The 23,798-nt window shown below is 34.4% G+C and carries 23 protein-coding genes; 18 read left to right on the plus strand and 5 right to left on the minus strand.

What is annotated here, in order from left to right; all coding sequences use genetic code 11:
- Positions 1–15: 15 nt before the first annotated feature.
- Positions 16–153 (minus strand): transposase, encoded by a 138-nt coding sequence (locus A9G35_RS14010; RefSeq protein WP_141673711.1) that lies wholly within the window; start codon positions 151–153, stop codon positions 16–18.
- A gap of 646 nt (positions 154–799) precedes the next feature.
- Positions 800–1,366: an elongation factor P gene (gene efp, locus A9G35_RS00060; protein ID WP_065635176.1), complete on the minus strand. Its 567-nt coding sequence runs from the start codon at positions 1,364–1,366 to the stop codon at positions 800–802.
- A gap of 33 nt (positions 1,367–1,399) precedes the next feature.
- Here efp and epmB point away from each other — a divergent pair, with 33 nt between their 5' ends.
- The 6 genes from epmB (at position 1,400) to nudC (ending at position 5,917) form a co-directional block, all read left to right on the plus strand.
- Complete coding sequence (gene epmB, locus A9G35_RS00065) at positions 1,400–2,428, plus strand: EF-P beta-lysylation protein EpmB (RefSeq protein WP_065635177.1); 1,029 nt, start codon at positions 1,400–1,402, stop codon at positions 2,426–2,428.
- A gap of 211 nt (positions 2,429–2,639) precedes the next feature.
- Positions 2,640–2,780, plus strand: a complete 141-nt coding sequence (gene rpmH / locus A9G35_RS00070) for a 50S ribosomal protein L34 (protein WP_025314679.1) — start codon at positions 2,640–2,642, stop codon at positions 2,778–2,780.
- Between the two features lie 11 nt (positions 2,781–2,791).
- A complete protein-coding gene (rnpA, locus tag A9G35_RS00075) occupies positions 2,792–3,148 on the plus strand; it encodes a ribonuclease P protein component (RefSeq protein ID WP_081300062.1) in 357 nt (118 codons plus the stop codon).
- Positions 3,149–3,195: 47 nt separating this feature from the next.
- The gene (gene yidD, locus A9G35_RS00080) at positions 3,196–3,438 is read left to right on the plus strand and encodes a membrane protein insertion efficiency factor YidD (RefSeq protein ID WP_065635179.1); all 243 of its coding nucleotides are present in this window, start codon (positions 3,196–3,198) and stop codon (positions 3,436–3,438) included.
- Positions 3,438–5,063 carry a membrane protein insertase YidC gene (gene yidC, locus A9G35_RS00085; protein ID WP_065635180.1) on the plus strand — a complete coding sequence of 542 codons (1,626 nt, stop codon included), beginning with the start codon at positions 3,438–3,440 and terminating at the stop codon, positions 5,061–5,063. Before yidD ends, yidC begins: the two co-directional genes overlap by 1 nt.
- Before the next feature lie 50 nt (positions 5,064–5,113).
- On the plus strand, positions 5,114–5,917 hold the full coding sequence (gene nudC / locus A9G35_RS00090) for an NAD(+) diphosphatase (protein ID WP_065635181.1): 804 nt from the start codon (positions 5,114–5,116) through the stop codon (positions 5,915–5,917).
- A gap of 33 nt (positions 5,918–5,950) precedes the next feature.
- Here the strand turns inward: nudC and A9G35_RS00095 are convergent, their stop codons facing one another.
- The 3 genes from A9G35_RS00095 to hemB form a co-directional block, all read right to left on the minus strand.
- The gene (locus tag A9G35_RS00095; protein ID WP_065635182.1) at positions 5,951–6,763 is read right to left on the minus strand and encodes a hypothetical protein; all 813 of its coding nucleotides are present in this window, start codon (positions 6,761–6,763) and stop codon (positions 5,951–5,953) included.
- 63 nt (positions 6,764–6,826) lie between these two features.
- A complete protein-coding gene (locus A9G35_RS00100; protein ID WP_065635183.1) occupies positions 6,827–7,597 on the minus strand; it encodes a hypothetical protein in 771 nt (256 codons plus the stop codon).
- A gap of 296 nt (positions 7,598–7,893) precedes the next feature.
- Positions 7,894–8,901, minus strand: a complete 1,008-nt coding sequence (hemB, locus tag A9G35_RS00105) for a porphobilinogen synthase (protein ID WP_065635184.1) — start codon at positions 8,899–8,901, stop codon at positions 7,894–7,896.
- Positions 8,902–9,083: 182 nt separating this feature from the next.
- Here hemB and rpsU point away from each other — a divergent pair, with 182 nt between their 5' ends.
- The 12 genes from rpsU to A9G35_RS13320 all read left to right on the plus strand — a co-directional run bounded on the left by rpsU (position 9,084) and on the right by A9G35_RS13320 (position 23,503).
- Positions 9,084–9,299, plus strand: a complete 216-nt coding sequence (gene rpsU / locus A9G35_RS00110; protein WP_065635185.1) for a 30S ribosomal protein S21 — start codon at positions 9,084–9,086, stop codon at positions 9,297–9,299.
- A gap of 145 nt (positions 9,300–9,444) precedes the next feature.
- The gene (gene dnaG, locus A9G35_RS00115) at positions 9,445–11,226 is read left to right on the plus strand and encodes a DNA primase (protein ID WP_065635186.1); all 1,782 of its coding nucleotides are present in this window, start codon (positions 9,445–9,447) and stop codon (positions 11,224–11,226) included.
- An 81-nt stretch (positions 11,227–11,307) separates the two neighbouring features.
- Positions 11,308–13,149: an RNA polymerase sigma factor RpoD gene (rpoD, locus tag A9G35_RS00120; protein ID WP_065635187.1), complete on the plus strand. Its 1,842-nt coding sequence runs from the start codon at positions 11,308–11,310 to the stop codon at positions 13,147–13,149.
- Positions 13,150–13,222: 73 nt separating this feature from the next.
- Positions 13,223–14,194 (plus strand): bile acid:sodium symporter family protein, encoded by a 972-nt coding sequence (locus A9G35_RS00125; RefSeq protein ID WP_065609159.1) that lies wholly within the window; start codon positions 13,223–13,225, stop codon positions 14,192–14,194.
- 69 nt (positions 14,195–14,263) lie between these two features.
- The gene (gene pitA, locus A9G35_RS00130; RefSeq protein WP_065635188.1) at positions 14,264–15,778 is read left to right on the plus strand and encodes an inorganic phosphate transporter PitA; all 1,515 of its coding nucleotides are present in this window, start codon (positions 14,264–14,266) and stop codon (positions 15,776–15,778) included.
- A 65-nt stretch (positions 15,779–15,843) separates the two neighbouring features.
- Positions 15,844–16,284: a universal stress protein UspA gene (gene uspA, locus A9G35_RS00135; protein ID WP_034914111.1), complete on the plus strand. Its 441-nt coding sequence runs from the start codon at positions 15,844–15,846 to the stop codon at positions 16,282–16,284.
- Between the two features lie 181 nt (positions 16,285–16,465).
- Positions 16,466–17,221 (plus strand): SDR family NAD(P)-dependent oxidoreductase, encoded by a 756-nt coding sequence (locus tag A9G35_RS00140; RefSeq protein ID WP_065575005.1) that lies wholly within the window; start codon positions 16,466–16,468, stop codon positions 17,219–17,221.
- A 138-nt stretch (positions 17,222–17,359) separates the two neighbouring features.
- Positions 17,360–17,689 carry a hypothetical protein gene (locus A9G35_RS00145; RefSeq protein WP_034914101.1) on the plus strand — a complete coding sequence of 110 codons (330 nt, stop codon included), beginning with the start codon at positions 17,360–17,362 and terminating at the stop codon, positions 17,687–17,689.
- Between the two features lie 347 nt (positions 17,690–18,036).
- Positions 18,037–20,493, plus strand: coding sequence for a bifunctional aspartate kinase/homoserine dehydrogenase I (gene thrA / locus A9G35_RS00150; protein ID WP_065635189.1), 2,457 nt, complete (start codon positions 18,037–18,039; stop codon positions 20,491–20,493).
- Positions 20,494–21,432, plus strand: a complete 939-nt coding sequence (gene thrB / locus A9G35_RS00155) for a homoserine kinase (protein ID WP_065609156.1) — start codon at positions 20,494–20,496, stop codon at positions 21,430–21,432.
- A 110-nt stretch (positions 21,433–21,542) separates the two neighbouring features.
- Positions 21,543–22,832: a threonine synthase gene (gene thrC / locus A9G35_RS00160; RefSeq protein ID WP_065635190.1), complete on the plus strand. Its 1,290-nt coding sequence runs from the start codon at positions 21,543–21,545 to the stop codon at positions 22,830–22,832.
- Between the two features lie 533 nt (positions 22,833–23,365).
- Entirely contained in the window at positions 23,366–23,503 is a 138-nt protein-coding gene (locus tag A9G35_RS13320) for a hypothetical protein (protein ID WP_176701360.1), read from the plus strand.
- The last annotated feature ends 295 nt before the right edge of the window (positions 23,504–23,798 follow it).

A 23,798-nucleotide genomic window follows, 5' to 3' on the forward strand; every position in this document is an offset into this window, starting at 1 on the left:
AAAACGGCGAGTTGTTTATACTTCATGATTAAAATAATCCTCTAAAAACTTATAAGGCGTTTCCCCTGAAATCGCTTTATGCGGTTTAACGGTATTATAAAAATTAATAAAGTGTTTAATTTTTTGTTTTCTATCTTTTGAGTCGTTAAATATTGGCTGATTATGCTACATTTCAATTCAAAATTCATATCATGCTTTCGGCTTTTCCTTTCGCTTGTGGCAGGTGATTTTGTTGATTTTTGCTTGATACGCAGTTTATCTAAATAGATATTTTATTTAAATAAATAAAACAGCGCTATTTTTGTCAAAAAGTTTCAGGAGTGTACTACGTTTATGTATAAAGATTAAAAAAATCATATAGATAACCAAAAGAAAATATTCCCTAGTTTGTGGTTTTGTTTACCGTCTTAATTTATTTTCAATGGATTTCTCATTTTAAACAAACATTTACCCCCATAACTGATGGTTTTATAACGTTTATTCTTATTGGTTAAAAAGGCAAAAAAAGATTCCATTGGGCTTTTTATCACGTTATAAGAGGCCTAGCGACTGACCATAAAGCGTTTAGCCTAATTAGTAACGGTTATTTTTCTTTATGATATCAGCGTTCTATTTCTTGTCTGTAATAAGGCGTTAGTTTTGTCTTTTATGTATATTTATTACAGTAGTTTTTCAAATTACTGTAAACAACGCGAGAAATTTCTACATATAATGTAAAATAAGAAATTGAATTTTAAATATGAGCTATTTAGGTAAGCAAGAGAGGTTAAAGGCCTCTCTTTTTTTGATAAAAGTTAACTTATTTAACACGTGATACGTATTCACCTGAACGGGTGTCCACTTTAAGGATTTCACCAATTTGTACAAATAATGGTACACGAACAACGGCGCCGGTTGATAATGTTGCAGGCTTGCCGCCAGTTCCTGCAGTGTCACCTTTTAAGCCTGGATCGGTTTCGATCACTTCAAGTTCAACAAAATTGGGTGGTGTGACTGTAATAGGTTGGCCGTTCCATAATGTTAAAATACACTCAGCTTGATCAACTAGCCATTTTGCATTGTCACCAACGGCTTTTGCATCAGCCGAAAGTTGCTCAAATGTGTCATTGTTCATAAAGTGCCAAAACTCACCATCGGTGTAAAGGTAAGTTAAATTGATATCAACAACGTCAGCGGCTTCAACTGATTCGCCAGATTTGAATGTTTTATCGACAGTTTTGCCCGAAAGTAATTTTTTAATTTTTACTCGGTTAATAGATTGCCCTTTGCCCGGTTTGTAAAATTCATTTTCAACAATAACGCATGGTTCGCCATCTTGCATTATTTTAAGACCGGCTTTAAACTCATTTGTACTATAAGATGCCATAAAAGCTCCAACTAAAATTCTGAATTACAAAAAATGAGCCATATTATACAGCAAAAAATTGAACTACCAAACAATAAAGATAAATGGATTGTTGATCTTGCCAATGTTGTGACAGATATCAATATTTTATATTCTTATTTAGGGTTGAATGTTGGTACGGTTTCGACCTCGATGTTGCAGGCAAGAAAGCAGTTTCCACTTCGTGTGCCGATGGCGTTTATTCGCCGAATGAAAAAGGGCGATAATGCTGATCCGCTTTTGTTGCAGGTGCTTTGTCATGAAGACGAGATGCTAAATGTGGATGGTTATAGCCATGATCCCTTGCAAGAGCAGGATAATGCCATTCCAGGGTTGTTGCATAAATATCGTAACCGTGCGTTATTAATTACAAAGACAAGTTGTGCAATTAATTGTCGTTACTGTTTTCGACGGCATTTTCCTTATCATGATAATCAAGGTGGTAAGCGTAATCTTGTTGTGGCACTTGAATATATTGCTAACCATCCTGAACTTGATGAGATTATCCTTTCAGGTGGTGATCCATTAATGGCTAAAGATCATGAAATGGCGTTTTTGATAAGTGAGTTAGAAAAAATCCCTCACGTTAAACGGTTGCGCATTCATACGCGTTTAGCGGTGGTGATTCCGTCGCGTATTACGTCTGAGTTATGTCAGTTGTTTGCTAAAAGTCGGTTGCAATGTGTAGTGATTACTCACATTAATCATCCAAACGAAATTGATGATGATGTTGCTCAGGCCGTTTCGTTATTAAAACAGCAAAGCGTGACGGTGCTTAATCAAAGTGTTTTGTTAAAAAATGTGAATGATAATGCTGATGTGTTGGCAATGTTAAGTGATCGGCTTTTTGATGTTGGTATTTTACCTTATTACATTCATTTATTAGATAAAGTACAAGGCGCTGCTCATTTTTGGGTTGATGATGAGTCCGCTAAGGTTATTATGAAACAACTTGCCGAGAAAGTATCAGGCTATTTAGTGCCTAAATTAGCACGCGAAATTGGCGGTGAGAAAAGTAAACAAGTGCTTACTTTTTGGAATTAGTTAATTAGGTTTTACGTTATAAATTAATATGTTATAAGTTATTTTCTCTATTTTATTTTATCACATGGTAATTAGATATTAATGGGATTTATCTGTAAAAATCTCATTGACGAAAAATAAAATTGGCACTATAATTCCGACCTCTTTAATTAATGCTGTGGAGTTTTTACTCTACGCCTTGTTGATAAATTAGATTTGGATATAAATCGTCATGAAACGCACATTTCAACCATCAGTATTAAAACGCAATAGAACTCACGGTTTCCGTGCTCGTATGGCAACTAAAAACGGTCGTCAAGTTCTTGCTCGCCGTCGTGCTAAAGGCCGTGTTCGTTTAACTGTTGCTAGCTAATTTAAAGTTGGGTGATTAAGCTCACTTTTTCTCGGGAGTTGCGCTTGTTAACTCCCTCTGATTTTAATCATGTCTTTCAAGAGTCTGTTCGAGTAGGCTCTCCTTTTCTTACTTTAGTTACACGAAAAAACACCTTAGATCATCCTCGATTAGGGTTTGCTATCGCTAAAAAACAGGTAAAACGAGCTCACGAACGTAATCGTATTAAGCGACTTGCTAAAGAGTACTTTCGGCATCATCAACATCAGTTTCCTAATATTGATTTTATTCTGATGGCTAAACAACCTGTTATAGATTTAGATAATCAGCAAATTGTAGAAACACTTAATCAATTATGCCAACGAATCATCGCCAAGCAAAAGGATTAAATAAATTTATATTGATTATCAAATTGCATGTTTGTGCATGTAAGGATATGATAGTTAATGTTTTTGTATTTTTTATTCGTGTTTATCAACGTGTTATTAGTCCTTTGTTAGGTCCTAAATGTCGCTTTACACCGACATGTTCGCAATATGCAATAATTGCATTAAGGCGCTTTGGATTAATAAAAGGTGGTTGGCTAACAGCGAAACGTGTATTAAAATGTCACCCTTTACATGAAGGAGGAGAAGATCTTGTTCCTCCCAAAACTAAAACCAATAGAGAAAAACACTAATGGGATCGCAACGTAATATTTTAGTCATTGTTTTACTTTTTATATCTTTTTTTATTTGGAAAGCGTGGGAAGAAGACCATGCACCAAAACCACCTATCGCTAATCAGTTGGCACAATCAGTCAGTGATGATTCTATCGATGGTTCAGCTCAAGGTAAAACAATTACCGTGAAATCTGACGTATTGTCACTTACTATTAACACTTATGGTGGTGATGTGCAAGCTGCTCAATTATTAAAATATGAGCAAAAACTTCACTCGGGTACGCCTTTTCAATTATTAACATCTCGTCCTGATTTTATTTATATTGCGGAAAGTGGTTTAACAGGTAAAGATGGTCCTGATAATGCAACTCAAGGCTCAAAACGTCCCGTCTATCAAGCTACACAAGCCGAATATGTTTTAGCTGATGGTCAAGATGAATTGCGAGTACCATTAACTTATCAAGTTAATGGTGTTACTTATACTAAATACTATGTGTTGCATCGTGGTAATTATGCGGTTGATGTTCAATATGATATTAATAACCAAAGTGGCGCGCCAATTGAGGTTGCAATGTACGGTCAACTAAAACAAACTATTAAATTACCCGATGATATTCCAACCGAAGGTGGTGGTGGTTTAGGTCAAAGTGCATTCCGTGGTACGGCTTACTCTAGCTCTAGTACTAATTATAGTAAATATAGTTTTGATGATATTAAAGATAAAGCATTAGCTGTTGAAACTCAAACTGGTTGGATTGCGATGTTGCAGCACTATTTTGCCTCTGCCTGGGTGCCTACTCAGGATAAAAATGCTTTATTTTATTCCCGTACATCGGTTAAAAACACCCAAGCAGCTATTGGTTTTAAAGGTGAATCAACTGTTATTCAACCTGGACATACAGAAACGATTGATGCAAAATTATGGTTGGGTCCAGAAATTCAAAGCCAATTAAAAGAGACAGCTAACCACCTAGATTTAGTTGTTGACTATGGTTGGTTATGGTTTTTGTCGCAGCCTTTATTCTACTTACTGAAGTTTATCCATAGTTTTATTGGTAACTGGGGTTTTGCAATTATAGTTATTACATTTATTGTACGTGGTGTTTTGTTCCCATTAACACGTGCCCAATATCGTTCTATGGCTAAGATGAAACTATTACAACCTCGAGTACAAGCCTTGAAAGAGCGTTATGGTGATGATCGACAAAAAATGAGTGTAGAAACAATGGCGCTTTACAAACAAGAAAAAGTGAACCCATTAGGTGGATGTTTGCCATTGCTTATTCAAATGCCAATTTTCTTGTCTTTGTTCTATATGTTAGGTAATACGGTTGAGCTGCGTCATGCGCCATTTGCACTTTGGATTCATGACTTATCAGCGCAAGATCCATATTATATCCTACCATTATTGATGGGTGGGACCATGTTCTTAATTCAGAAGATGTCACCAACACCAGCCACTGATCCATTACAACAAAAATTGATGACTTACATGCCATTAATCTTTACGGTATTTTTCTTGTGGTTTCCATCAGGCTTGGTTTTATATTATATTGTTAGTAATTTATTCACAATTGCTCAGCAGCGCATTATCTACTGGGAACTTGAGAAAAAAGGACTTCACGAAAAGAAAAAGAAATAATATAAATAAAGGAGGGGTAAAATCCTCCTTTTTCATTTTGGGTGGTTATAATGAATATACAGCAACAATTTAATTTAATAGGTAGTGAAATAGGTTATTGGTTTGTGAGTGCTAATGGTCGGTTATGGTTACCAAATGGCGAAGTGCCTGTAGGTTGCGCTAAGGAGTTAGGTTTTACAAATCAACGTGCTCAACCAATTGGTGAATGGAATGGACAGACTGCGTGGTTGATTTGTCATGATATGAAAAATGCTATGAGCTCAATTCGTTCATTACTTGATAGCAGTGATCTATCTTTATTTAATATGGCTGGTCGAGCTGTGCAACTTTCTGAATTTTATCGCTCCCATAAATATTGTGGATATTGCGGGCATGAAATGTATATTAGTAGCACAGAATGGTGTTGTCTATGCGATCATTGTAAAGAGCGTTATTACCCACAAATTTCGCCATCAATTATTGTAGCAATTCGCCATCAAAATAAAATTTTGTTAGCCAAGCATGTTAGGCATAATAAAGATAATTTATATACTGTTTTAGCCGGGTTTACTGAAATTGGTGAAACCATGGAAACAGCTGTTGAGCGTGAAGTTTTTGAAGAGTCGAAGCTTAAAATTAAAAATGTCCGTTATATTGGCTCCCAGCCTTGGCCTTTCCCAAATTCACTAATGATGGCTTATTTAGCTGATTATGATAGTGGTGAAATAATAGTAGATAAAAACGAGCTTGTTGAGGCAAATTGGTACCATTATACACAGTTGCCTAAAATTCCTGAATATGGCACTATTGCAAGACGTTTAATAGAAGAGACGATTGCTTTGTGTCGTGAATATGATGAATTAGGGCAAAATTAACCATATTCACTTTACTATCAATAGGCGTTAGGTTTATTGATACTCAATAGTACGAGTTAGCTCAACCGTTCCTGACTCAACCCCTGTTTTGACACAAATGGCTTTAGTCCAATCTTGATTTTCATTGTAGTTGTCGTAAGTACAGGTTTCAGTTAATTCAACTTCTTGTTCATTTTGGTTATTAATGATGATCTCACCATTTGAGGTTAACTTATATGTTTTGGTAATGGTCTTTTCTACTTGGTTATTTGTATTATAAATGATGTCTTTTTGTTGAGCTAAAATTGGAAACTTTGTTTTATCATCAACTGGAACATAGGCATTATATGAGACAAGTTCTACACGGTTATTTTCATATATAATCTGGTTGTTAAAAATAACATTATTCCCAGCAAAATGAGATAAAGTTGTTTCAACTAAATGTCCTTGCTCATCGAACTCAGAATTAGCGACAATATCACCGTCACTATCTTGCATTGTAAGGATATTTTTTTTTGTATCAAAAGTAATATTATATTTCTCTCGATTATTACCGTAAATATACTTAGCCGAATCATAATTCACTTCGCCATAAAGACCATCTAAATCATAATTAGCAACATAGCCTTGTATATTGTAGTTGATGATTTTATTTGACCCACTTCCCGTTATTTTTTGTTGTTTAATTAATTTATTATTTGGTAATAGCTCTGGTTCAGTATGAAAAAGATAACTATTAATAACTGCTGTTGGTAATTGAGCAAATGATTGTTCTGATATTTTTTTATCAGGTATTTTCTTATCGTCACAACCAGTAATTAATAATACACTGCTAATGACACATATGGATAAAATATTCTTTTTCATAAAACTGATTCCCACTTATCCTATTGTTTAAAAATATTTATAATAAAACGTAAAATTGAGTAATTATTTATGTTCACACCAAGTGGCCAGCGCTTCACAATGCCAATATCTCATCATGTTGCACCAAATTGAACGCCATTTATGTACAGTATCACTGTGTAAACTAAGTATTGTTGCTATTTGTGAATTATTTTTATCCAAAACAAGCAGATCGATAAATTGTAACCATAATTCAGGTTTAGGAATACGATTTAAGCTAGTATTGCCTACAATATTAAAACTATTTCTACAGCGTTTACAGCGATAGCAAGTACGAGTTCCAATTTTGGTGGTTTCGTTAGAATCACAATGTATACAGGTTGGGTTTTGTTCATTTAGTAAAGTTGTGACTTTTGCTTTTATCGTTTTATATTGTTCTGCTAAGATTGGAATTAATGTGGCTTGTTTTTGTTGTGTATACCACTTATGTAATAATGGGTAATAAGTTTGAAGATAATTGATAATCGCACGTTCTCGGCGCATTACTTTTTCGAATGAAATTTCAAGATTTCTAGCAATATTGGTATAGCTAATATTTTTTATACGGCTAGTAAATATTGTTTCCAACCAATTAAATGGTATTAAGCGATTGAATGGCGTATTAGTTGAAGCGGTAAAATATTTATGGCAGTTTTTGCAATGATATGTTTTAGTTGGTTTTGAACGAATGATATAAAATTCTATTTTTTTGCAAAAAGGGCAAGATTCTGCATGTTGCAATATTATTTTTTGTAGTTCATGACGAAAAGCTTTAAATTCATCATGTAATTCATTTGGTATCAGCTCATCAATCATTTTTTATTTCCTTATTACTTATCTAATTAAATATTATCATTTTTTTACATAAACATATAGCATTCCTGAAACTTTTTTACATTTTATGTAAAGTAAAATCACTAACCTCTTATAAATGCTAACTTATTTTTAAGTATTAATTTTGTATTGTCGATACAAAAACAAAAAGGATACATACGGCTAAATAATATGAGCTATAATACAATTTTTATATGCATGATATGTTAGAGCGGTAACTAAATGCTCCTTCCAATTTAGAAAGAGCAGTAATTACTTGTGTTGAATAAATATTATTCTTATTGGTGTAACCATTCAGCCACTTGTTTGGCAAAATAGGTTAAAATACCATCAGCGCCTGCACGTTTAAAACAGAGCAAAGACTCCATAATAGCCGATTTTTCATCTAACCAACCATTTTCAATTGCTGCTGTTAACATGGCATATTCGCCAGAAACTTGATAAGCAAAAGTAGGAACGGCAAAGGTTTCCTTTACTTTTTGCACAATATCAAGATAAGGCATGCCGGGCTTAACCATGACCATATCAGCACCTTCACTTAAATCTTGATAGATTTCTTGTAATGCTTCATTACTATTTGCAGGATCGAGCTGGTAGGTTTTTTTGTTTCCACCTTTTATATTTGGGGCTGAACCAACGGCATCACGAAATGGACCATAAAAACAAGATGCATATTTAGCTGAATAAGCCATAATTTGTGTATTAGTAAAGCCATGTTTTTCGAGTTCATTACGTATTGCGCCAATGCGTCCATCCATCATATCGCTTGGGGCAATAATATCGACACCTGCTTGGGCTTGTATTAACGCCTGTTTAACTAACGTTTCAACTGAGATATCATTTTGTACATAACCTTGTTCGTCAATAATGCCATCTTGTCCATGCGTGGTATAAGGATCTAGCGCAACATCAGTTAGTACTCCTAGCTCTGGAAATTCTTTTTTTAGTGCTCGAACAGCTTTTGGTACTAATCCATTCTCGTTATATGCTTCTTGCGCTAATAAAGATTTTTTTGATGCTTCAATAGCGGGAAATAGAGAAAGAACCGGAATTCCTAATTTGGCTACTTGCTCTGCTTCTTTTAATAGAATATCAATACTCATTCGATTAACGTTTGGCATTGAAGTTACAGGTTCTGTAACATTATTACCTTCAATAATAAAAACTGGATAAATAAAATCGTTTACCGTTAAACTATGTTCAGCAAGCATACGCCGACTAAATTCATGAGTACGATTACGACGTAAGCGGCGATGGGGATATAGTCCAGTTATTAATGATGGCATAAAAAACTCCTAATTATTTTTATAGATTTTATTTATTATCTGATGCTATATGTTGATTAGCAAATTAATTTGCTTTGTTACAATAATTCTATTTTTTACTTTACAAGATATATTGATTAGAGGTAAAATTGCGCACTAATTTATTCCCTTGTGATATTAAACAAATTTGAGGTGAGAGGCACATGCCAGTAATTAAAGTACGTGAAAATGAACCTTTTGATGTAGCATTACGTCGTTTCAAACGTTCGTGCGAAAAAGCAGGAATTTTAGCGGAAGTTCGTAATCGTGAATTTTACGAAAAACCAACTACAGTTCGTAAACGCGCAAAAGCAGCTGCGGTTAAGCGTCATGCTAAAAAATTAGAAAGAGAAAACGCTCGTCGTACTCGTCTATATTAATATTTTCGAGATTATTTATACTGAAAATTAGAATTGATATTAAAAATCAATTTATTACCTTTTTAATATAAAGAATTCTAACAAGCCGTATTTTTGATACGGCTTGTTGTCTTTCTATAACACCATAATTGGTTAAAATTTTATCATGAAAGGTCTTATTCCTCGCGATTTCATCTTAGATCTAATTGCTCGAACTAACATTCTTGATGTGATTAGTAAACGGGTTAAAATGAAAAAAAAAGGGAATAATTATTTTGGTTGTTGCCCTTTTCATGATGAGAAAACAGCCTCTTTTTCTCTTAATGAAAAAAAACAGATCTATTACTGTTTTGGCTGTGGCGCATCGGGATCTGTTGTTAATTTTTTAATGCAATATGAGCACCTATCTTTTCCTGAAGCAATTGAAGAATTGGCTAGTATGCAGGGGATTCGGATCCCTTATGTCGACAACGAAAACAATCAAATCGATCAATCAAAACATATTGCGTCTCGAAATGTTCGTCGTGATTTGTATGCTTTAATGGATAAAATCACAGCTTTTTATCAGCAACAATTAACATTGCCAACATCCATTAATGCTCAAAAATATCTTAAGCAACGAGGACTTAACGACGAAATTATACAACGCTATAAAATTGGATTTTCGCCTAATGATTGGCGATTAACTTTACAAAATGTAGTTAAAACAAAAGCCGAAGAAGAACTTTATGAACAAGCTGGCATGTTAGTTACCAATGATAGTGGTAATCAATATGACCGCTTTCGTGGGCGAATTATGTTTCCTATTCGTGATAGACAAGGAAATGTTATAGCATTTGGTGGTCGAACCATCATTAATGATCCGGCAAAATATATGAATTCCCCAGAAACGCCGATTTTTCATAAAGGCTTTCAACTTTACGGATTTTATGAAACGTTAGAAGTTAATCGTAATCCTCAGCAATTGATCGTTGTTGAAGGTTATATGGATGTGGTGTCACTAGCCCAATATGGTATTGATTATGCTGTAGCTGCTTTAGGTACGGCAACATCTGAAGAGCATATTAAATTATTGTTTAGAGCAACCGATTCGGTAATATTTTGTTATGACGGTGATAACGCGGGGCGAAGTGCAGCCTGGCGAGCACTTAATGTGTTATTGCCTTGTTTAATTGATGGTAAAAAAATTGCTTTTGCATTTTTGCCACAAGATGAAGATCCAGATAGTTTTGTGCGTAAAATTGGTAAAGAGGGATTTGAAAATTATTTAAGTGAAGCCCCAAATTTATCAAAATTTTTATTTGATGAGATTTTAAAACAGGTCGACTTAAAAACTCCTGAAGGTAAAGCTAAATTGAGCTCTTTAGCTTTACCGTTACTTGATCAAATTAAAGCAAAAACCTTTAGATTAAATTTATTACAACAACTTGGTAATTATTTAGGTTTACTTGATGTATCTCAACTAGAACAATTAATGCTTGAAAATCGATCTAAAGGTGATGATAAGGCAAATGAAAAAGCGCCTGTATCACAAATGAAACTAACTACGATGCGTATTTTGATCGGTTTATTACTTCAATACCCTAATCTTGCTGAGCAAGTTTCTGATATAAATGTGATTCGTCAAGTTAAAATGGCAGGTATAGAGATCTTTATTGAATTACTTGAATTATGCCAACGTCACCCTAATATAACAACAGCACAAATATTAACAGAGTTTATAGATAGACCGTTTTATAAACAATTAATTCGTTTATCAACATGGGAGTGTCATTATCAAGATGAGCAAATAGATGCAACATTTTCACATACTTTAAGAGAGTTGTATGATAATATACTCGCCCAAAGGCAAGATGAACTGATCGCAAAAGAGAGAGTCTCCGGCTTAAGTACCGCAGAGAAAAAAGAATTGGCGACTTTAATACTTGTTTTATCAAAAAAAGACTAAATATATAGTGTAGATGTAGTCTTCTAATATTGTTCTACATCTATAATATAGATGACCAAATAACTAAAGTGGATACCTTTTATGGAGCAAAATTCTCAATCACAGTTAAAACTCTTGATCATCCGAGGTAAGGAGCTAGGATACTTGACCTATGCTGATGTCAACGATCACTTGCCAGAAGAGATTATTGATTCAGATCAGATTGAAGATATTATCCAAATGATCAATGATATGGGGATTCAAGTTCTTGAAGAAGCCCCTGATTCTGATGAGTTATTACTTTCAGATAATGTCCCTGATGAAGAAGCCGTTGAGGCAGCTACAGCATTAGTGTTATCTAATGTTGAGTCAGAAATTGGTAGAACAACCGATCCTGTTCGTATGTATATGCGCGAAATGGGTGCTGTTGAATTGTTGACACGTGAAGGCGAAATCGATATTGCTAAGCGTATTGAAGATGGCATTAATCAAGTTCAAACTTCAGTATCCGAATATCCAGAGGCAATAAGCTATCTTTTAGAGCAATATAATTTAATCGAAAGTGGACAAGTTCGTTTATCTGATTTGATTACAGGTTTTGTTGATCCTAATGCTGAAGAAGTTGTTGAAGAGTTACCTGAAAATTTAGAAGTTAGTGAAACCGAAATTGAAATTGATGATAGCGATGATGATAGTGAGGATGATGAAAATGAGGCATCAACTGATGATGATGTTTCTATCGATCCCGAAGTAGCAAAAGCTAAATTTGCCGAATTAAAAGAGCAACATGATAAAACGTCTGATTCTATTAAAAAATATGGACGTGCTCATAAAAAAGCACAAAAAGAGATCGAGAATCTATCAGAAATATTTAAACAATTTCGTTTAGTTGCTAAGCAGTTTGATATTCTTGTTAATAACATGAGAAGCATGATGGAGCGTGTTAGAACTCATGAGCGTGTTATTATGAGGATTTGTGTTGAAAAATGCAAAATGCCGAAAAAACTATTTATGACTTATTTCACAGGTAATGAAAATAGCATGGATTGGTTTAATAAAGCTTTATCATCGAAAGGTGCATTTGCGGCTAATTTAAAAGATTTTGAAACTCAAATTGCTGCTCAAGTTGATTTGTTACAACAAATCGAAACTGAAACAAGTCTTTCTATTGAGCAAATCAAAGATATTAATCGACGTATGTCGATTGGCGAAGCTAAAGCGCGTCGAGCTAAGAAAGAAATGGTAGAAGCTAACTTACGACTAGTTATTTCTATTGCTAAAAAATACACCAACCGAGGATTACAATTCTTAGATCTTATCCAAGAAGGTAATATTGGCTTGATGAAAGCTGTTGATAAATTTGAATATCGTCGTGGTTATAAATTCTCAACTTATGCAACTTGGTGGATTAGACAGGCGATTACTCGTTCTATAGCTGACCAAGCAAGGACAATCCGTATTCCGGTACATATGATTGAAACAATTAATAAGTTAAATCGTATTTCTCGCCAAATGTTGCAGGAAATCGGTCGTGAACCAACACCTGAAGAGTTATCTGAACGCATGCAAATGCCTGAAGATAAAATTCGTAAAGTGCTTAAAATTGCTAAAGAGCCAATTTCGATGGAAACACCAGTTGGTGATGACGAAGATTCGCATTTAGGTGATTTTATTGAAGATACTGCTCTTGAGCAACCGCTAGATGCGGCGACTTCTGAGAGTTTACGTAGCGCAACTCGCGATATTTTATCAGGATTAACGCCTAGAGAAGCGAAAGTGTTACGTATGCGATTTGGTATTGATATGAATACAGATCATACGCTAGAAGAAGTTGGTAAGCAATTTGATGTAACTCGTGAACGTATTCGTCAAATTGAGGCTAAGGCGCTGAGAAAATTACGTCATCCAAGTCGATCTGATGTGCTTCGTAGTTTCTTAGAATAAATTTTATCTTTCTTGTATATCGCCACTTTTGTGGCGATTTTTTTATTCTTGTTAATCAAAGATATTAAAAATCATGAATATATTTCAACGTGTTAAGATTGATTCATTCTTATTGATTCTAATTTGTGTTGTGATTACAGCTAGCTTTTTTCCTTGTGAAGGACAGGCTAAAACGGTTTTTGAATACCTTACAACTTTTGCTATTGGCTTGCTATTTTTTATGCATGGTGCAAAACTTTCTTTTCAAGCAATTGTCTCTGGTATAAAAAATTGGCGATTACATTTGTTAATATTTACAACTACATTTGTAATATTCCCAGTTTTAGGCATGATGATGCAGTTATTAGTGCCCACTTTTTTATCACATGATATTTATTTAGGTTTTGTTTATCTTTGTGTTTTACCAGCAACAGTGCAGTCTGCAATAGCATTTACTTCAATAGCTAAAGGTAATGTGGCAGCAGCTATTTGCAGTGCCTCAGCATCAACGTTATTGGGGGTGTTTATTACCCCGCTTTTAGTTGGATTGTTAATACATACTCAAACCTCGGCATCAATGAACATAATTGATGCCATTACCTCTATTATGCTGAAACTGATGTTGCCTTTTGTTGTCGGGCATTTATCTAGACGTTTTATTGGTCAATGGGTAGATAAGTATAAAAATATTATTTCTAAAACAGATCGTTTGTCGATTTTATTAGTGGTTTATGTCGCGTTTAGTGATGCAGTTGTTAATGGTATATGGTCGCAAGTCGGTTTTTTATCTTTGTTAAATATTATATTTTTCTCAATTATTCTGTTAGTTATAGTTTTATTTATTACCACTTATAGTGCAAGATTTTTTGGTTTTAGCAAACAAGATGAAATCACAATTGTATTTTGTGGTTCAAAAAAGAGCCTAGCAAGTGGCATTCCAATGGCAAGTGTTATCTTCCCCATGTCGATGATGGGTATTTTGATCCTACCTTTAATGATCTTTCATCAAATCCAATTAATGATTTGTGCTTTTTTAGCTGCTCGTTATGCTAAAAGAAAAATATAAAAATTGTTTTGCTCATTAGCTTATTCTCAAGGATAATAGTGGCGCTAATTAACAACAGAAAGATATATTATGTTTCATCTATTTGCTGATTTAGAATTTTCAACCATTATATTATTAGTCTTAGCTTTACTTTTTGTACTCTTTTATGAGGCTATTAATGGATTTCATGATACTGCTAATGCTGTTGCCACTGTTATTTATACAAGGGCATTGAAAGAACAGCTTGCCGTTTTTATGGCCGGAGTATTTAATTTCTTTGGCGTACTACTTGGTGGGCTTAGTGTGGCTTATGCTATAGTGCATTTGTTACCAACTGATTTATTACTTAATGTAAGCTCTGCTCATGGGCTTGCTATGGTATTTTCTATTTTATTTGCAGCAATCATTTGGAATTTAGGTACTTGGTTTGTTGGTATTCCTGCATCAAGTTCACATACTTTAATTGGTTCTATTATTGGCGTAGCACTTGCAAATGCATTGGTTATGGATACATCAATTATTGATGCGCTTAATATTCCTAAGATGATTCAAATCTTTTTATCCTTGATTGTTTCACCAATAGTTGGTCTTGTTATTGCTGGGTTAATGATTTTTTGTCTGCGTAAGTATTGGACACGTAAAGGGCAAAGTAAAAAAAGTAGTAAAAAAAGAGAACGCATCTTTATGACTCCAGAGCAGCGAGAAAAACTTTATGGTAAGAAAAAACCACCTTTTTGGATCCGAATAATGCTTATTATTTCTGCTGCAGGTGTGAGTTTTTCTCATGGTGCTAATGATGGACAAAAAGGTATTGGTTTATTAATGTTAGTATTGATGGGTATTGCTCCTGCTGGCTTTATTGTTAATATGAATGCGTCTACCTATGATATTACTAACACTCGTAATGCTATTGATAATATTCAGGAGTACTTTGTTACTCACAATGATGATCTAACTACGATAATAGGTAAACAACCTGCATTAGACACAAGTATTCCAGAAGGCGATTTGAATAAGTATCATTGTGACTATTCACATTCATTTATCACACTGGGTATTGCTCATAATTTATTTAATAAAATCAATAATTATGAATCACTCACAGTTGAACAACGTTCACAAGCTAGACGCATATTATTATGTTTATCGGATACTGTTTCGCATGTTGCTAAACAAGCTAATGTGACAGCAGAGGAAAAACAATATCTGAAATCTTTGAATAACGATTTACTTAAAACTGTTGAATATGCGCCGATTTGGATCATTATTTCGGTAGCTTCAGCGCTAGCAATTGGAACAATGATAGGATGGCGTCGTGTAGCTATTACTATTGGTGAAAAAATCGGTAAAAAAGGAATGACTTACGCACAGGGTGTGTCGGCACAAATCACTACGGCTTTATCAATTGGGATTGCAAGTTATACTGGTATGCCTGTTTCAACAACTCAAGTTCTTTCTTCATCTGTGGCAGGTACAATGATTGTTGATGGTGGTGGCGTTCAAAGTAAGACCATTAAAAATATTGCATTAACTTGGATTTTAACACTTCCAATTTCAATTTTGTTATCTGGGTCACTTTTTTGGCTTGCTCAAAAATTGATTTAGTAGTAAAAAGAGAGTATCAATTTTGTAGTTTTATCTGACCGTTAAATTGGAAGGAGTAATGTATCATGGCTTATAAACACATATTAGTTGCAGTAGATTTATCACCTGAAAGTGAAGTTCTTGTCGAAAAAGCAGTTTCTATGGCTAGGCCATATAATGCTCAAATATCTTTGATTCATGTTGGTATTAATTATTCTGATCTTTATACTGGTTTAGTTGATATTAATATGAATGATATGAAAGACCGAATTACTGAAGATGCGCATATTGCATTAAATAAACTAGCCAATGATGCGGGATATCCTATAGCTCATACTCTTTCTGGGAATGGTGAATTTGACCAAGTATTAATCGAAGCAATTCATGAATATGGCGCTGATCTTGTCGTGTGTGGTCATCATCAGGACTTTTGGAGTAAGTTAATGTCTTCTGCTCGTCAACTTATCAATAATACACATATTGATACATTAATTGTTCCGCTAAAAGATGAAGAACCAGCTAAATGAAGTATTAAATATCAACCCGCTTAATTAGCGGGTTTTTTTATAGATATTAGATAGTTTTTTGTAAAAAACTTTCAGGTAACTATGTGTTTCAGTATATTTTTATTTACTACTTTTTGTTTGTGCATATAGTCGTTTATCGAAATATACTCCAATTTTAACTTAGTTTATAAGGGGATTTAATATGAATATAGCTTTGGTTACTGGTGCATCCTCTGGATTTGGGCAAGCTATCTGCCGTAAGCTTATAGCAGATGGTTATAAAGTTGTAGGCGTAGCTAGACGTGCAGATAAACTACAAAACCTTGCAGATGAATTAGGTGCTAATTTCTTTTCATTACCATTAGATATAACTAAAAAAGATGCAGTAAGTACTATTTTATTGCAACTACCAAATGAATTTAAGCCCATAGATATTTTAATAAATAATGCAGGTCTAGCATTAGGTTTAGAACCTGCTTATGAAACAGATTATAACGATTGGGAAATAATGATTGAAACTAATATTATTGGGCTAGTAAATCTAACTCGACAAATATTACCAGAAATGGTTGAGCGCAATTTTGGTTATATTATTAATCTTGGATCTGTGGCTGGTACTTATGCTTATAAAGGCGGAAATGTTTATGGTGCATCTAAAGCTTTTGTTAAACAATTTAGTGCTAATTTGCGTACCGATTTATTAGGGAAAAAGGTTAGAGTTACTAATATCGAACCGGGATTATGTGGTGGTACAGAGTTTTCAAATGTTCGCTTTCATGGTGATAACCAGAAAGCAGCACAGGTTTATCAAGGTGTTGAATTTATTACTCCTGAAGATATAGCCAATACTGTCTCTTGGTTAATTAATACACCGAATCATTTTAATGTCAATTCAATTGAAATAATGCCAGTTGCACAAGCATCGGCAGGATTGTCTGTTTGTAAAGAGGCCAAATAAGATAACTTTTTTATTAATTTTTTTCTGTTGATTTTTATTAGAAATTAAAAAAATTTGTTTGGCAAACAAAATAGACTTGCACTTATGCTAATGGGTTGTTATTCTTTCTTCTTGTGATTTTGAATGAGGTTTATGGCAATGACATTTTCTGAAGTAACGAAAACATTTGCAACGAGCTTGCCTGGTACTGATAGTTATGTAAAGCTAAGAAAGGCAATGAGAGCACTAATTCAAGAAGATCCAAAAAATGCATCGGTTTATTTTTTGATTTTTGGATTTGCTCGTACATATGTTATGTTATATGAAGATCAAGAAGTATCGCCGCAATTTGCCGAAGATAATCAAAAGCTAATGTTATCGTATCTTAATATTTTAGATGAAGCATTAAAAAAACAAGATGAAAAGTGCATATATCAAGCATTGAATAAAGTTGTTAATGAATACGAAAATAGCAAAAAGGTTTTTTAAAATTATAGCCTGACATGAAAATGTCGGGCTGTTTTGTTTTTAGTTTAATTAAATATTTCTTAGGAAAAATCATGATAATTTTAGTTAGTATGACAGGAATTATTAACACCTTAGGTACTATTATGCGATCTAGGGCGGGTTGATTTTTTCAATAAATATTAAAAAACCCGCTCCTTAAAGGCGGGTTTTTATTTTGCATGGAAATAAAGTAGTTAATCTGTGCAAAAAAATTAAAAATAGAATTAGCATGATAAGACTACAAGATTTTTGATACCTATAAATAAGTTCTAAAAACTATAATTATAGATAGTAATGGGCATAAACTAAGATAATAAGTAAGGTGTGATATGAAAGTTTTAAAATTTGGAGGAACATCTGTTGCTAACGCAGAACGCTTTTTGCGAGTTGCAGAAATTATTGAAAATAATGCTAAACAAGAGCAAACCGCCACTGTTTTATCGGCACCTGCTAAAATTACCAACCATTTAGTTGCTATGGTTGAAAAAACAGTTGCTGGGCAAGATATCAAAAGTAACATTTATGATGCTGAAAAGATATTTGCAGATCTATTAGCAGGTCTTGCAAAAGCTCACCCTAATTTTGCTTATGAAGAGATGAAGCATTTTGCTCTTAATGAATTAAAGCATGTTAAGCAATTACTTGAAGGTATTTGCTTACTCGGTCAATGCCCTGATAGTATCAATGCATCAATTATTTGTCGTGGAGAAAAGCTATCAATTGCTATTATGCAAGAACTTCTCAAAGCAAGAGGCCATACGATCACGGTAATAGATCCTGTTGCTATGCTTATTGCAGAAGGTGGTTATTTAGAATCGACTGTTAATATACCTGAATCGACTCATCGAATTGCTGAAATGCACATTCCACAAGACAATTTTATTCTAATGCCCGGTTTTACCGCCGGTAATGAAAAAGGTGAATTAGTTGTGCTTGGACGAAATGGTTCTGATTATTCTGCAGCCGTATTAGCAGCTTGTTTAAGAGCAAATAGCTGTGAAATATGGACCGATGTTGATGGAGTTTATACTTGTGATCCCCGTATTGTACCAGATGCCAAATTACTAAAAACAATGTCTTATCAAGAGGCGATGGAACTTTCATATTTTGGAGCAAAAGTGCTTCATCCAAGAACTATTTTACCTATTGCCCAATTTCAGATTCCTTGTTTAATCAAAAATACAAATAATCCTGATGCGCCAGGCACATTAATTGGTGCTAATATTGTTGACTCAACCACACCTGTAAAAGGTATTACCAATTTAAATAACATGGCAATGATCAATGTTTCAGGTCCTGGATTAAAAGGTATGGTTGGTATGTCGGCACGTGTTTTTTCTGCGATGTCTTATGCTGGCATTTCAGTTGTACTTATTACTCAATCATCATCTGAATACAGCATTAGTTTTTGTGTGCCACAAACAGAACTTTATCGTGCAGAAGAAGCTTTAAGTGATGAATTTTTCTTAGAATTAAAAGATGGATTACTTGAACCGATCGAGGTGATTGAAAGGCTTGCTATTATCTCTGTAGTAGGTGATGGCATGCGTACCTTACGTGGTTTATCAGCTAATTTCTTTACAGCATTAGCCAGAGCTAATATTAATATTGTTGCTATAGCACAAGGTTCATCTGAACGCTCAATTTCAGTTGTAGTTGATAATGATGTTGCTGTAATGGGCGTTCGTGTTGCGCATCAGATGTTATTTGGTACTGATAAAATGCTTGATGTCTTTGTTATTGGTGTTGGTGGGGTCGGTGGTGCGCTTGTCGACCAAATTGGACGTCAACAGAAATGGCTTAAAAACAAACAGATTGATTTGCGAGTATGTGGTTTGTTTAACTCTAAACACAGCATAACCAATAGAGACGGTATTGATCTTAGTAATTGGCGTGATCAAATCAAACAGAGTGATACTAAATATTCATTAGATAGTATTATTGAGTTTGCCAAATCTAATCGATTACTTAATCCGATTCTCGTTGATTGTACTTCTAGTAGCGAAGTATCTGACAAATACGCTGATTTTTTAGCTAATGGCTTTCATGTCGTTACACCAAATAAAAAAGCAAATACTAGCTCAATGGCTTACTATTTACGCTTACGCCAAGAAGCTGCAAAAAGTAAGCGTAAATTCCAATATGATACCAATGTAGGGGCTGGGTTACCGGTAATTGAAAATCTTCAAAATCTACTTAATGCAGGTGATGAGTTAATCAAGTTTTCGGGAATTCTATCTGGATCGCTTTCTTTTATATTTGGTAAACTTGATGAAGGCATGTCACTGTCTGAAGCAACTAAATTGGCTAAAGAGAAAGGTTTTACTGAACCTGATCCTCGAGACGATCTATCTGGAACCGATGTAGCTAGAAAGTTACTTATTTTAGCTAGAGAATCAGGTTTACAATTAGAATTGGATCAAATCAATGTCGAATCCGTATTACCTCCTGAATATGCACAAGGTAGCATTGATGATTTCATGGCCAAATTACCGCAGTTAGATGCACATTTTAAAGCAAAATCTGAACAAGCAGCAAAAGGAGGTAAAGTTCTACGTTATGTGGGTAGCATAGAAAACCATCAATGCAGTGTTAGAATTGAAGCTGTCGATAGTGAAGATCCTCTTTATAAAGTCAAAAATGGCGAAAATGCCTTAGCTTTTTATACTCGTTATTATCAACCTATTCCTCTTGTATTACGTGGTTATGGTGCTGGTAATGATGTTACTGCAGCAGGTGTTTTTGCTGATATTTTACGTACAACATCAGGTAAAATCGGAGGTTAAATGAGTCATAAATCTTTAACTGTTTATGCGCCTGCATCAATGGCTAATATTAGCGTTGGTTTTGATATATTGGGCGCAGCAATTAGCCCGATTAGTGGCGCTATGCTTGGTGACTGTATTACAGTTAAATCTGCTAACGAATTTTCCCTTACTAGCAAAGGTCAATTTGTCAAAAAGCTACCACGTGATCCAAAATGTAATATTGTATTTCAATGTTGGCAGCGATTTTGTCAAGCAATGGGTAAAACTTTACCTGTTAGTATGACTCTTGAAAAAAATATGCCAATTGGCTCTGGTTTAGGTTCAAGTGCGTGCTCAGTAGTTGGTGCATTGGTTGCATTAAATGAGTTTTTTGATAAACCTTTTAATGAATTTGAAATGTTATCCATGATGGGAGAACTTGAAGGTCGTATTTCGGGCAGTGTGCATTATGATAATGTTGCGCCATGCTATTTAGGTGGGATGCAACTTATTCTTAATGAGATGGGTATTATTAGTGAGTCGATTCCGCATTTTGATGATTGGTATTGGGTGATGGCTTATCCAGGAATAAAGGTATCAACGGCTGAAGCACGTGCAATTTTACCTGCTCAATATCAAAGGTCTGATTGTGTAGCACATGGTCGCTATGTGGGGGGATTTTTGCATGCTTGTTATACCAAACAACCTAAGCTGGCTGCCACAATGCTTTTTGATAATATTGCTGAGCCTTATCGTAAACAATTATTACCTAATTTTGATGAAACTCAAAAACGGGTTAAGCAACTTGGTGCTTTGTCATCGGGGATTTCAGGTTCAGGGCCAACAATGTTTGTGATTGCAGATAAACTTGAAACAGCTCAGCAAATTGAATTATTACTTAAAAAATATTATTTGCAAAATGATGAAGGTTTTACTCATATTTGTAAAATTGATACTCAAGGAACAAGAGTTATTTAATGTTTACTATAAAAAGTAGAGTTAAATATAACAAAAATGCCAACTATTATTGAACAAGTTGATATTACGCAGAGTGAAATATTACAGCATAAAGATAACCGGAAAATATTATGAAATTATATAACTTAAAAGATCATTCCCAGCAAGTTAGCTTTGCACAAGCAGTTCAACAAGGATTAGGAAGAGGACAAGGTTTATTTTTTCCTCAACAATTACCTAAATTTTCATCATCCGAAATTGAGTCGTTATTAAAACTTGATTTCATTACTCGAAGTGCCAAGATCTTATCTGCTTTTATTGGTGATGAGATTAGCTGTGATGATATGCATAGACTTGTTAAAAATGCATTTCAATTCCCTGCTCCAGTAACTTCTGTGGAAGCAGATATTGGTTCATTAGAACTATATCATGGACCAACATTAGCATTTAAAGATTTTGGTGGACGCTTTATGGCGCAAGCTTTAGTGCAAGTTGCTGCTGACAAAAAAATTACTATTTTGACTGCTACTTCTGGCGATACTGGTGCGGCTGTTGCTCATGCGTTTTATCATTTACCAAATATTCGCGTCGTGATTTTATACCCAGAAGGTAAAATTAGTCCATTACAAGAAAAGTTATTTTGTACTTTAGGTGATAATATACATACAATTGCTATTCAAAGTGACTTTGATGCGTGTCAAGCCTTAGTTAAAAAGGCATTTGATGATGAAGATTTGAAAAAAACAATAGGTTTAAACTCCGCTAACTCAATTAATATTAGCCGATTATTAGCACAAATCTGTTACTATTTTGAAGCTTTTGCACAACTCACATCAACCCAACGTGAACAGCTGGTTATTTCTGTGCCAAGTGGCAATTTTGGTGACTTAACAGCAGGTCTACTTGCGAAAACAATGGGATTACCTATTAAACGCTTTATTGCCGCAACGAATGCCAATGATACAGTACCTCGTTATTTAGAAACCGGTAAGTGGGAACCTCACACAACCATTGCAACATTATCGAATGCAATGGATGTAAGCCAACCAAATAACTGGCCACGTATCGAAGAGATTTATAAGCGTGAGGGATGGGATCTTAAATCACTCGGTCATGCTACTGTTTCGGATGAAGTTGCTAAGCAAACTGTTTGTGAACTTGATCAAAAAGGTTACTTATCTGAACCTCATGGTGCAATTGCTTATCGAGCACTGCGTGATCAGTTACAAGAGGGTGAATATGGACTATTTTTAGGTACGGCACATCCTGCTAAATTTAAAGAAGTGGTTGAAGATATTTTAGGTAAATCAGTTCCATTGCCTAAAGAGCTAGCAGAGCGAGCTGATATGACGTTACTTTCTCATTATATGCCTGATGATTTTGCTAAATTAAGGGATTTTTTAATTAATTTATATGTATAGCTCCCTCGCATTTATTACCGTAATTTAATAAATTACGGTAATATGCAAAAATAATTCTGTATTTTTCTATACAGCTTATCTAAACAAACATTTTAACTAAAAAAATAAAGGCAGTGCCATTTTTGTCAAAAACTTTCAGGAGTGTACTACGTTTATGTAAAAAATCCTAAAAAATCATGCATGAATAAACAAGGGTAACGTTATTATTATTGCTTTTCTAACCACCATTTCACCGCCAAAACAAAGCGACTAAACTAACTTGAATTATTAATATAAAACAACATCATCGTTAAAAATGAGTTAAATGTTGCTCTAAAATGCGCTATGATTGGTGCTGTTTAACTTATTTAGATTATCAATCAAATAACGATATTTGGTAGCTAAGCGATATTAGATAACTATATTAGATAACTACATTCGATAGCTATATTTAATAACTAAAAGCAATAATATTAACCATTTAAATCATAACAACAAACCAAAGGTATTCCCTTTTGTTCTAATTAAATTAATAAATAAGGAAAGGAAAAAACATGGCAAGTGCGTTAAAGCGTCTTTTAGAGCAGCTTGATGACGGGATATTGGGTCATTTAAAAAAACTGAGCCATAATCGCTATACCTTAGCCGTTGAGGGGCTAAGTTCGCCGGTGTCGGTGTTACAGGTTAGTTAAAGGCGATGAGCGGCTTAACCAGCCGTGGCATTATACCCTTGAATTTACCAGTCCCGATAAAGCCCTTGCCATTGATTCACTGCTTAACCAAAACGCCACTTTCTCATTTAATCCCTTTTTAAACTAGCCATTAACAGAAGCAATACGCTCACTAGGTGGCTTACCGGCTATCAGTGACGGGCGCACACTTCATGGGGTGGTTACCGCATTTAGTCAGCTATCGGTCAGTAAAGAGCAAGCGCATTATCAAGTTGTTTTATCATCCCGCTTAGCGTTGTTAGCCATGAAAAAACAG

This window comes from Gilliamella sp. Choc5-1, from assembly GCF_001690595.1.
GTDB lineage: Bacteria > Pseudomonadota > Gammaproteobacteria > Enterobacterales > Orbaceae > Gilliamella > Gilliamella apicola_M.